General features: G+C 27.2%; 8 protein-coding genes and 1 pseudogene. 2 read left to right on the top strand and 7 right to left on the bottom strand.

All coding sequences use genetic code 11. From position 1 onward, the window contains the following. Positions 1-252: 252 nt before the first annotated feature. On the bottom strand, positions 253-1488 hold the full coding sequence (locus tag Q0V24_RS16100) for a HAMP domain-containing sensor histidine kinase (RefSeq protein WP_297523036.1): 1236 nt from the start codon (positions 1486-1488) through the stop codon (positions 253-255). After that, on the bottom strand, positions 1489-2205 hold the full coding sequence (locus Q0V24_RS16095) for a response regulator transcription factor (protein WP_297523034.1): 717 nt from the start codon (positions 2203-2205) through the stop codon (positions 1489-1491). Positions 2206-2407: 202 nt separating this feature from the next. On the opposite strand from Q0V24_RS16095, the gene Q0V24_RS16090 reads away from it, so the two are divergent. Then, positions 2408-3826, top strand: coding sequence for a cation:proton antiporter (locus tag Q0V24_RS16090; protein WP_297523032.1), 1419 nt, complete (start codon positions 2408-2410; stop codon positions 3824-3826). A gap of 52 nt (positions 3827-3878) precedes the next feature. Here Q0V24_RS16090 and Q0V24_RS16085 read toward each other — a convergent pair whose 3' ends face one another. The 3 genes and pseudogenes from Q0V24_RS16085 to Q0V24_RS16075 all read right to left on the bottom strand — a co-directional run bounded on the left by Q0V24_RS16085 (position 3879) and on the right by Q0V24_RS16075 (position 8221). Continuing rightward, positions 3879-6530 (bottom strand): ABC transporter permease, encoded by a 2652-nt coding sequence (locus Q0V24_RS16085; protein WP_297523030.1) that lies wholly within the window; start codon positions 6528-6530, stop codon positions 3879-3881. 13 nt (positions 6531-6543) lie between these two features. Beyond that, positions 6544-7206: pseudogene (locus Q0V24_RS16080) on the bottom strand (ABC transporter ATP-binding protein). 160 nt (positions 7207-7366) lie between these two features. After that, positions 7367-8221 carry a hypothetical protein gene (locus Q0V24_RS16075; protein WP_297523028.1) on the bottom strand — a complete coding sequence of 285 codons (855 nt, stop codon included), beginning with the start codon at positions 8219-8221 and terminating at the stop codon, positions 7367-7369. Between the two features lie 442 nt (positions 8222-8663). On the opposite strand from Q0V24_RS16075, the gene glmS reads away from it, so the two are divergent. Next, positions 8664-10502, top strand: a complete 1839-nt coding sequence (glmS, locus tag Q0V24_RS16070) for a glutamine--fructose-6-phosphate transaminase (isomerizing) (protein WP_297523027.1) — start codon at positions 8664-8666, stop codon at positions 10500-10502. Positions 10503-10765: 263 nt separating this feature from the next. Here glmS and Q0V24_RS16065 read toward each other — a convergent pair whose 3' ends face one another. Together Q0V24_RS16065 and Q0V24_RS16060 are read right to left on the bottom strand one after the other, a co-directional pair. Beyond that, on the bottom strand, positions 10766-11365 hold the full coding sequence (locus Q0V24_RS16065; protein WP_297523025.1) for a bifunctional 2-polyprenyl-6-hydroxyphenol methylase/3-demethylubiquinol 3-O-methyltransferase UbiG: 600 nt from the start codon (positions 11363-11365) through the stop codon (positions 10766-10768). Positions 11366-11517: 152 nt separating this feature from the next. After that, entirely contained in the window at positions 11518-11907 is a 390-nt protein-coding gene (locus Q0V24_RS16060) for a hemerythrin domain-containing protein (protein WP_297523023.1), read from the bottom strand. Between the last annotated feature and the right edge of the window lie 408 nt (positions 11908-12315).

Raw genomic sequence — 12315 nt, 5'->3', positions numbered from 1 at the left:
TTATATTGTTATACTCAATTAAATCTCTAAATATTTTAGCCATCTATATCCTCCTATATTTTTTATTTTTGCTCTAAATATCATATGTAGATTGTTTGCTTTTTGATACTCTATACTTTACTACATATACTTAAATTTCAAAATTTTCAAAAAAAAAAAAAATTATACTGCTATAATTTTTTCTCTTAATTGAATTATTCCCATAAATTTTCTTCGCTAATTATATATCTTATAGTTTGAAATTTTTATGTTTTATTTAATAAATATTATTATGAACTTTGTCCCTATCGAAACTTTGCTCCTTACACTTATCTCTCCATCATTTGCCTCTATAATTTTCTTTGATAATGACAGTCCTATTCCTATACTTTCTGGATTTATATTGTTACTTCCCTTGTGAAATCTATTAAATATTTTGGATATATCTTTTTTAGCTATACCACTTCCATTATCCTCAATTTCTACTCTTGTAAAAACTTCGCTTTCTATAATTCTTATATCAATCTTCCCATTTTTATCAGTATGCTCTATTCCATTTTTAATTATATTCATAATAGCCTCACATACCCATGGTCTATCATGATTTAAATTTATATCTTTCTCTTCAATAATACTTAATTTTATGTTTTTCTCCTGTGCTTTTGCTCTCAATGAACTTATGACTTCTTTTACTGTTTCATTTATAGATTGATTTTCTTTTTTGTACCTTACAACATCATTATCAAGTCTTGCATACTTTAAAAGACTTTTCACTAGAAAATCAATTCTTCTTATCTGTCCATGTGATAATTCTATAAATTTATCTATATCACTATTATCCATTTCTCTATGACCTACTAATATTTGATTATAGACTCCCATTGCTGCAAGTGGCGTTTTTAATTGATGTGATATATCACTAATTGTATTTTTAAGATTTAACTTTTCAAGTCTTAATCTATCTACACTATTATCCATCCTAGATTTCATCATCATAAACTGTGTTTCTAATTTATTTACCAAATTATCAAAAAACTTTTCATCTATATTTTCAACTTGCTTCCCCTCTAATATCAAATCTGCCTTATTTCGAAGATTTTCTATACAACTAATAAGCCTATTTGTTTTTACAAACATATATGTAAATAATATAACAATTATTATAGTATATATATAATTAATTGTTTTATTTATGCTTTTATATCCTACAAAACTTGGATTGAAACGGTAATTCAAATCTTCCTTGTAAGAATATTCACTTAATATTTCTTGTCCAACTTTGTAGTAACTACTATCCCTTCTAGTTATAGCAGTTATAACCTCTTCCATCTCTATTCCTTCTAGTTGCGATATTTTACCTATGAGTGCGATATTTTGTTCTACATTTTTATTGCTTACTTCTTGGAGTGTTATATCTATCGCTTTATTTAATCCCAATAAACCTATAATAAAAATAATTACTGCTACTACTATTACCTTTTTTCTCTCACTAACTCTTAAAACTTCCATTTATTTTTTAACCTCACAAATCCACCTATATCCTACTCCTCTTACTGTTTCTATGAATACAGGATTTTTCAAATCGCTCTCAATTTTTTCCCTAAGCCTTCTAATATAAACATTAAGAGTATTAGCATCCACAAAGTTCCCTTCAAAGTCCCATAACTTATCTAGCAAAATATCTCTACTAACTACACGTGGGTAATTCTCTAAAAGTATTAAAAGAAGTTTATATTCGAGTAAGGTAAGTTTTAAATCCATATCCTTTTTATTTCCTTTATATTGTTCTACATATAAAACTATATCTCCACTTGAAATACTTTTTGCTTTTCCCTCCTCATTTTTAACAATTATATTCTTTTGTTTTCTTCTATGAACTGCATTTATCCTTGATACAAGTTCTTTAATCCTAAGTGGTTTTGACATATAATCATCAGCCCCAAGATCTAGTCCTAAAACTACATTAAACTCATCATCAAGTGCAGTCATAAATATTATTCCTATATTTTCTTTATAGCACCCTAAAATTTCTTCACAAAAATTATATCCATCTCCATCTGGTAGCATTACATCAAGTAAAACTATATCTATATTATTATTTTTTAAAATTATTCTAGAAGATTCTATACAATCTCCATGCAAAATATTAAACCCTTCTTTTTTCAGTGCATACACTATCCCATATGAAAGTGCTACATCATCTTCAACTAAAAGTATATTTATCATTTTTTCTCCCCCTATGAATAGACTTTTTTATAATTTTACCAAATTTGTAAATACTAAATATTTCTATATTACTAATAAACTTTTAACTCTTATTTAATTACCTTTGTATATTTTTAATTGATGAAATTTTATTTTAATGGTATATTTTATTGTATATATTTGTATACAAATTCCAAATTAAATAGATTGAGGAGTGCTTAAAATGCCCGAAAAATTTAACTATAGCTCATTACTTGTAATATCAATTATTGCATTTATCACACCTTTTTTAGTTATGAAGCTTAAAAGGTTAAAAATTCCTTTTCAAGTTGGAGAAATAATAATAGGTGTAATTGTTGGAAAAACTTGTTTGAATCTTGTTCATTCTGATGTATCTATTTTATTTCTATCAAATCTTGGACTTGCATATTTAATGTTTTTAATAGGTCTTGAGATTAATTTTGATGATTTAAAACCAAGTAAGGGTGGCTCTACTATTATAAAATTGCCTATAATTATGCTTATAGTATCATTTATAACAGCACTTGCACTTGCTTACTTTGGTCGAAATTTAATTGGTATAACACATGGTTATACATTATTTGCATTTATATTTATGGCAGCTGCTGCTGGGCTTGTAAGTCCTATTTTAAAGTCTAAAAACATTATTAGTTCAGAACTTGGACAAATAGTTTTAACTTTCAGTATTATTTGCCAGTTTACATCTATCCTTGGAACAACAGTCATTTTCTCTATTTCAGAAAATGGATTAACATTTAAAAGCTTTGAGTTTATTTTAATATTCTTATTTGCTGCTATTGCATATTTTGTTTCTAAAATATTTCTTAAAAGACATGACCTTACAATTCCATCTTTTAAAAATATACACCTAATGGTTAGAGCTGCTTTTGTACTTATGCTAATACTTGTTGTTATAGCAGAACAACTAAATACAGAAATTATTCTTGGTGCTTTCCTTGCGGGGATGATTTTCTCACTTTTAACAGGAAAAGCAAAAGAAGAAATTTCACATCAATTAAATATTATAGGATATGGTTTCCTTATCCCTATATTCTTTATAATGATAGGTGTTAAGGTTGATCTTAAAATAGTTTTACAAGACCCTAGCATTATATTAAAAGCTATTGTTTTACTTATAATTTTCTTTATAGTAAAACTTATTCCATCATTACTACTACGTAAAAAGTTTGGAATGAAAAAAGCAATATCTTCATCTGTACTTTTATCAGCACAGCTTAGTATTGTTATTGTATCAGCAGAACTTGCTTTGAAATTTGGATTTATAACTGCACCAGATTATTCAGCTTTTATAATTACAACAATAGCATCATGTATCATCTTCCCAATTATATTTGAGAAGTTAATGCCTACAGAAGATGTACAAGCTGTTCCTGCTAGTAGTGATATCTTAGTTAGAGAAATTATTTTAAATAATGAAGATTATGAAAATAAACCTTTAAAGGATTGTCACTTTAAAAGTCACTGTAGAATATTTTCTTATATAAGAGATGATATTGAAGTTATCCCAAATGGTGATAGTATACTTTATAAAGGTGATATTCTTGTACTTGTTGGTTCAACATCTGATGTTGAGCTAACTGTAGATATATTAGGAAAATAATCAAACTAGATATTAGGGACTATATTCACTTTGAATATAGTCCCTAATTTAATTATTCTTCACCTTTAATCATTGAAATTATATCAAGTTTTTTAAACATACTAAGCGGCAATAAACTTGTCATAAATGTAACTATAATTACTGCAATAATTGAAACTATCCAAAACCATATATTAAGTGGCTCTAAGGTAATAAGTCCACCCATAAAATAATTTATTGCTTTATTAATTAAAAGCGTAAGTGGAATTGCTATTGCAAATACTATGATAGATTGAATTAAACCCTCATATAAAATAGTTTTACTTATCTTATCTCTATCCATTCCAATAGCTAAAAGCCCACCATATTCTTTTCTTCTTGATTCTATACTCATCTTTTTATTTATAAGAACACTCATAACTAAAATTGAAATAACCATTGTAAGGAATCCATAAAGCACAACTTTTACAATTTTATCTATCTCCATTATTGCTTTTCTTTCTTTTACATTGTTCCTAAGATAAACATTACTTTCTTGTTCTCCATTAAATTTACTTATTAAAAGATTTTCAAATAAAATTGGGTCTACTTTCTCTTTTAAATTAAAACTAATATCATTATAGAAATAATCATTTCTTAAATCACTTGCTTTTATAGTACCTGCATATTCATTAAAAAATTCTTCTGAAACAATCATAACAATTCCATCCGATATATTTCCAGACGTTAGCATATTATCTGTTAATTTTATTGACCCCATAACTGTCATATCTATTTTTTGATCTGCTACTTTTTCAAATTCTTCTAATGAATTATTTTCACCACATGCATCTATATCTTTGCCTTCATCACTTTTAAAATGCATTGTTATTTTATCACCTTTTTTATTATCAAATAACTTACTTATTTGCGGCGTAATTGTGTATTTTATATTATCTACTAGAATTACCCCATCTTTTTTAAACTCTTCATAAGTAAAATTGCCTCTAATATGCTTTTTCATAAGATTAAAATATTCTTCATTGTAAACTAGAATTCCCCCTGAACTTTTAAATTTATTTTCTGCAACTTCCTCTATAAAATGCCCATCTAATTTTTCTTCTTTGTCTAGTGAAAGTCCTTCAAATAAAAATTTATATACATGTATGCTGTTACTACTTATTCCAGCTTCCCCCGTTGTATATTCCTCTAAAAAATCTACAACTTCATCTCTATCCTTTTTAATCATTTTTATAAATTCTTCACCTTTATCTCTTGTAAATTCTTTTATTTCTTCTTTAGTCATTCCTTTGATTTCATTTTCATATTTTGAATCTTTATAATCCTTTATATGCATATCAAAATTTGTATTTAAGTTTATTCCATAATCATATTCAGATATTACTCCACTCTTGTAACTTGAAACATAGTTATCAGTTACAAAGCTAAGAGTCACAAAGCTAACAAAACATACTACTAAAAGTATTGTTGATGCATAAAACATAGATTTATTAGTTTTTAAATTTCTATATGCTATTTCTGATTCTATTCCAAATCTTTTTCTTATAAATCTTGATAAGAATCCTATCTTTTGTATTTTCTGATTACCTAAAATTCCTTTTGTGCTTTCTATTGGCGTAACTTTACTTGCTTTTATAGCTGGCATAATTGATGCAAGGAAAATAGTTAAAAGTGAAATTAATAATACTACTATTATAGAAGGTATATTTACTGAAAAACTCAATCCATATGAATTAAAAATCTCTTTTCCACTCAAATAATTTATTAGCCCATATGAAATGATGTGTCCTACTATTATAGCTGGTATAATAGCTTGTACCCCAAGCATAAATACTTCTTTATATATAAGTGCTCTTATCTGCCCTGGTGATGCTCCTATACATCTTAAAATACCAAACTGCTTTCTTTTATCTGCAATAGAAAAATTCACAAGACCATAACTTGATACAACCGTAATTAAAATTATTACTATCACAACTAACAGTTGAACTAAAGCCATAATATTATTTAGTCCATAAAAAACACTTAATCTTTGTTCATTAGTTCTCATCTTATCACTATTTTTTAGTCTTATCTTACTAGCATATCCATTTTTAATTTCATAGTTTGATGCCTCGGTTATTGAATTCATATTATCAACTATTGTTTTTCTATCACCTTTTACACCCACTACTAAATTTGATTTATCACCAACTTTTGGTGTGTATTTTTTAAATATAGCCTCTACTTTCCAGTTAAAACTAAAAATATCTTTAACTATATATTTTTCTCCCTCTACCTCAATTTCATCTCCTACTTTGTACCCTTGTGCTGCAAGTATATCTGATATATACACTTCATTTTCTTTAAGACTTCCTAAATCTACATTTACAAGACTAAGCCCATATTTATAAAAGTCATTTATAGATACATCATCAAAATCTATTACTAAAACTTCTTTATCATTTATACTTACTTCTCTCTCTTTATAAAACCCAAGAGAATCAACATAAACATTTTTAGAAATCTTATCTCTTATATCGCCCGAAGCTTCATCATATTCATAGATAAGTTCATACTCCCCACCAGCCCTTGATTCATTTTGGTATCTTTTATTTTCAAAACTAAAAAAATTTAAAACTGCTGATAAAAGCATAACCCCAAGAAAAATCCCTATAATTGCTATATAACTTTTTTTCTTTTTAACCTTAAATTCTCTATTTACAATATCCTTATAACTCTTCATAGCTTTTCTCCCCCTAAGATATCTTTCCATCTTTTATACTAATTACCCTATCAGCCATGGCTGCTATATCTAAATCATGAGTAATAACTATAAGAGTTTGGTTATACTTTTTGGCAGAAAACTTTAAAAGCTCTATAATATCTTTTGCGGTCCTAGAATCAAGATTTCCCGTTGGCTCATCTGCAAGAATAATCTCTGGTTTATTAGAAAGTGCTCTACCTATAGAAACTCTTTACTGTTGTCCTCCTGATAACTGCCCTGGAAGTGATAACTCTTTTCCATCAAGTTTTAAAAGGGAAATTAATTCATTTATATAATCATCATCTACCTTTTTGTTATCTAAAAGAATCGGAAGCTCTATATTTTCTCTAACATTTAAAACTGGTACAAGATTAAAAAATTGAAAAACAAAACCAAGTTTTCTTCTTCTTAAAACTGAAAGCTCTTTCTCACGAAGTTTATTTATAATCGCTCCATCAATTTTAACTTCTCCTTCTGTAACCCTGTCTACCCCACCAATCATATGTAATAACGTTGACTTACCAGACCCCGAAGTTCCAATTATCGCAACAAACTCACCCTTTTCAAAATCAACACTAACATTATCAAGTGCAATAACCTTATTCTCATCTTTTCCATATATCTTTGAAACATTACTTAAACTAACTAAACACATATTAAAATCCCCCTGTATACCTTTATTATCTATTATTTAAATTAACTCATCTTAAACCTTCTATTAACTCCCTATCAAAATTATAAGTAAAATTGCAAACTAACTTATAATTTTATAAAAAAATAAAGTAGCCACTACTGACTACTTTATCTTTAAATATTTATTTTCCTAGAAAGTCTTTAAACTTATCTATTATGCTTCCTGATTTTTCTTCATTATATATATCATAATACTCATCATCTTTTAATTCTTCTATCTCTTTTTCTTCTTTAACTTCCTGTGTCCCACTGTAAGCAGATTCATCAATTTTATCCATTAATACTGTATGGTTTATATCAATCTTTTTCTTAATATCTTTCTTTTTTTCATCACCTAGTGAATTACTTAATTCCTGATAAAATTCATCTTTACTCATTGCAACAGTCTTATCCATCTCGGGATCGCTTTGCGCTTTAGATTTTGGTGTAAATGATTGTGATACTATATTTCTTTTCTTAAGCATTTCATCTCTTTCTTCTTTTGAATGCACATCTTTCATATTTCCAAATAACTCCTCTTTTTCGATAAGTTTTCTTTCATTTATAATCTTTTCTAAATCTTCTATTCTTTTATAAGCCATTTCTATTGAAGATTTGACTTCATCATCATTATTTACTGTAACTTCCTGTTTTATACTTTCCTCTTCTTTTACATCTAGTCTTTTGGGAATATATTTTTTAGTATCACTATCAGATATAATTCCTATATTCATTTTTTTTCTTTCTTCTTTTGGATTAAAAATATTTACTATTTCCTCTTTATCAATACTATCATATTTTTCTTTTATCTCTGTTTCTTCAAGTTCTACTAAAATCCCATCAATTATTAAATCTAATTTATCTATTTTATGTATTAGTTCAAATTTTTCTATCTGATCTATATTCATTTTATTTAAATTGTTTTTTATATCGTTATTAACCTCTGCTTTTAGCTCCTTTAACATATATAATTTATTTATTGCATTATCGATTCCCATTATGTTGTCCTCCGTAAAATATTGAATATCTCTTATATATATAATACAATTATTTTTCCTTGTTGTCATAACATACTTATTACATAATCAAATCTTAATTTTTTTATAAATTAATACATTAATTTATAAAACTTGTACAAACTATAGATAAGATAATTACATACTACAACTGGACTATACCAGTTATATCAATATGTTAACTGGTATAGTCCAGTAGCAAAATATTAATATCTCTACTGTTTTTTAATTAACAGATTATCAATAAATAATGCAATATTATAATATATTAAAAATTTAAACGAATTTTGTAAACTGTTTCATATATTTGTGATTTTTTATTTTATTTAGACAAGCTATGTGCTAGAATCTAAACAAATATATTTAAAAGATTTAAATTTACAAGCTTGTGAATCATCAATTATACAAAGAAGGAGAGATCAATATGTGTGGAATTGTCGGATATATAGGAAAAAATAATAATGCAATAGAGGTACTTATAGAAGGTCTACAAAAATTAGAGTATAGAGGTTATGACTCAGCTGGAATAGCTATTTTAAATAAAAATAATGAGATGGAAATAACAAAAAAAGTAGGCAAGGTAGCTAATCTTAAAGCTGCTCTTTCTGAAAATGATTTTGCTAATATAGGAATTGGACATACTAGATGGGCAACTCATGGTGCACCATCAGACATTAACTCACACCCTCACTTTAATGCAGATATGAGTATCAATGTTGTTCATAATGGAATAATTGAGAACTATATAGAACTTAGAAAATTTTTAGAAGAAAAAGGATATATATTTAGAAGTGAAACTGATACAGAAGTTATTCCTCACCTTTTAGATTTAAACTATCATGGTGACATATTAAATGCAGTTTTAGAAACTATCAAAATGCTTAGAGGTTCTTATGCACTTGGAGTTTTATCTAAAAATGAACCAAACAAACTTATTGCTGTTAAAAAGGACAGCCCTTTAATCATTGGACAAGGTATTGGAGAAAACTTTATAGCTTCAGATATCCCTGCTGTATTAAAGTATACTAAAGATGTTTATATCATGGATGATAATGAACTTGCTATCCTTACACAGGATAATATTACTTTCTTAAATACAACTACTGGTGAAGAATTCTCTAAAGAAATATTCAAAGTTACTTGGAATGAAACAGCAGCCGAAATGAATGGCTATCCTCACTTTATGCTTAAAGAAATTAATGAACAGCCAAGAGCTATAAAAGATACTTTAGCAGGAAGAATTAGTGCTGACAAGAAAAACGTTATTCTTGATAAAATTTCTCTTACTAAAGAAGATTTAGAGAGAATTAATAAAATTTATATCGTTGCTTGTGGGACAGCTTATCATGCTGGTATGATTGGTAAGTATACAATAGAAAAACTTGCTAGAATACCTGTTGAAATTGATGTTGCTTCAGAGTTTAGATATAAAGACCCTATTATAGATGAGAATACTCTTATGATTGTAGTTTCTCAATCTGGTGAAACAGCAGATACTCTTGCAGCACTTAGAGAAGCTAAAAAAATGGGTGCTAGAGTCATAGGAATCACAAACGTAGTTGGTAGTGCTGTAGCTAGAGAAGCTAGTGATGTATTATTCACATATGCAGGACCTGAAATTGCAGTTGCCTCAACAAAAGCATATTCAACACAAGTTGCTGCATTCTACCTTGTAGCTATGCATCTTGCAAAACTTAATAATAAAATTAGTGATGAAAAAGCATTTGAACTTTTATCAGAATTATCAAATATATCTGAAAAAGTGGACATGGTTTTAAAATCAACAGATGAAGCAATGAAAGAAATTGCACAAACTTTAAAAGATAAAGAAGATATGTTCTATTTGGGAAGAGGTCTTGATTATGCTGTAGCACTTGAAGGTTCTCTTAAAAATAAAGAAATATCATATATCCATGCAGAAGCTTATGCATCTGGAGAGTTAAAGCACGGAACTATAGCTCTTATCACAGATGGCATGCCTGTACTTGCCCTAGTAACTCAGGATGACCTTATGGAAAAATCAATTAGTAATATAAAAGAAACTGTAACTCGTGGTGCTAGTGTTATTTCAATAGCAACTGAAAATAATAAAGGTGTTGAATCTGTTTCAGACAAGGTAGTTTATATACCAAATACACACCCTATGTTAACACCACTACTTTCAGTAATTCCACTTCAGTATTTAGCATATCATGCTGCAATTGCAAGAGATTGTGATGTGGATAAACCTAGAAACCTTGCTAAATCAGTAACAGTAGAATAAATTTACGCACTTTAAAATTATAAACACACACACTATATATAATTACACGAATAAAAATTATTTCAAAAATATTATCTAAACAAAAATCGAAATTTTAACTATATAAAAAGAGCATTTACCTTGCGAATTGGTAGATGCTCTTTTTGTATCCTCTTCCTTAGTTTTAACTAGGTTACAATTACCTTTTAGCTCTAATAACTTCTCTATATCTATATTTTTATTAATACTATAAAGGAATATATTTTCACTTCCAAAGTTACTCTCTAACTGTCCTTTTCGATAATAATATTAAGCCATTTTTCATTTTCTCTACCAATTCTTGCATCAGCAGTTACTTTATATTCTAATACTTTTATATTACTAAGCTTTTTTATGAATTCATTAAATTTATCTTCCGTAAAATCAGTAAAATATCTTTCACTTCTATACCCTTCAAACTTTCCATATTTAAAAGATGCATAAAAATGACCTTTCACTTTCATAGCGTCTACTATTTTTTTAAAGACTTCTTCAAGTCTACTATATTCAATATGTAAAAGTGATGCACAAGCCCATATTCCCTCAAATTTATTTTTATAATCTAAATCATTGAATTTCTTACAAATAATATTCTGTCCTATATAATAACTTGCTATTTTGCAAAGTTCCTCTGAACCATCTATTGCAGTTACTGTGTATCCTTTATCTATAAATATCTTAGCATCTCTCCCTGCACCACAACCTAAATCTAAAATACTATCACCTATTTTTAAATATTTTAATAATATATTTTGATTTTCTTCAAATTTAACATTCACGGTATCATTTTTAAATAAATCTGCATTTTTATTATAATAATTCAAAGTTTTCCCTATACTATCCATTTATAAAATCTCCTATCTATTATTCTCAAACTATTTGTATATTTCCAAACCTTTTAATTATATTATATCTTACTATTTTGCATAGCAGGATTTAAACTGTGAATTAAATCAATTGAAGAGGTCATACTTCAACTTACAGTATGACCTCTTTTTTATTTTCCTATTAACAAATCTTTCTCTAAAATGTGATGTATAAGCCAATCACCTAAAACTCTTAAAATTTTTTCTATATATTCATCTTGATTTTTATCTACCTTTGATAAATCTAAATCCTCAAGCATTCCTATAAACTTTTCATGCTCTATCTTTTGAGTAAACATTTTCTTGTGCCCTATTTCTTTCATGTACTTTTCTTCTGCTGCAAAATGAGACTTTGTATATTCTTTAAGCTCATCAATTATCTCTGTTATTTTATCAAACTTATCGATTACGAATTTATCTTTTAATAAATAGTATGCCCTATTCGCTATACTGAATATTACTGTATGTTGCTCATCTATAAAGTCTATGCCTATTTTATAACTTTCTTTCATTTCAAACATTATTTTCACCTCTTATAAATACTTTGCTTTAATTATCGAATATGAAATTAACTTCTTTATATAATTCTTACAACTCAGTGACATGGGTTTATTTCTTATATTTAAGAATAGTAAAATCAATCAATCACCTACTGGAAATTAAATTTTCAATTAAAGATATACTAGAATATAACCACTTTGGCGAAGAACTAGGTATTGAAATAAAATTTGAAGATAGAACTAAAGATATTTTAATGCTTTCTAAATCAACTGAAAACTTTTAAAAAGCAAATGCACTATTAAAACTCATGTTTTTTAGACAAGGCTATGAGATTCTACTAAATTTAATAAACGATAGATTGTATAATCAAGTGCAACACGAAAAAAAAGTCCATATTTAATCTCAATAGTGTATGATAAAGTTGCGAA

The sequence above is a fragment of the uncultured Clostridium sp. genome (assembly GCF_947039605.1).
In the GTDB taxonomy this organism is placed as follows: Bacteria; Bacillota; Clostridia; order Clostridiales; family Clostridiaceae; genus Sarcina.
The sequence above is the reverse complement of the archived record's forward strand: the minus strand, read 5'-3'. Positions and strand labels throughout refer to the sequence as shown.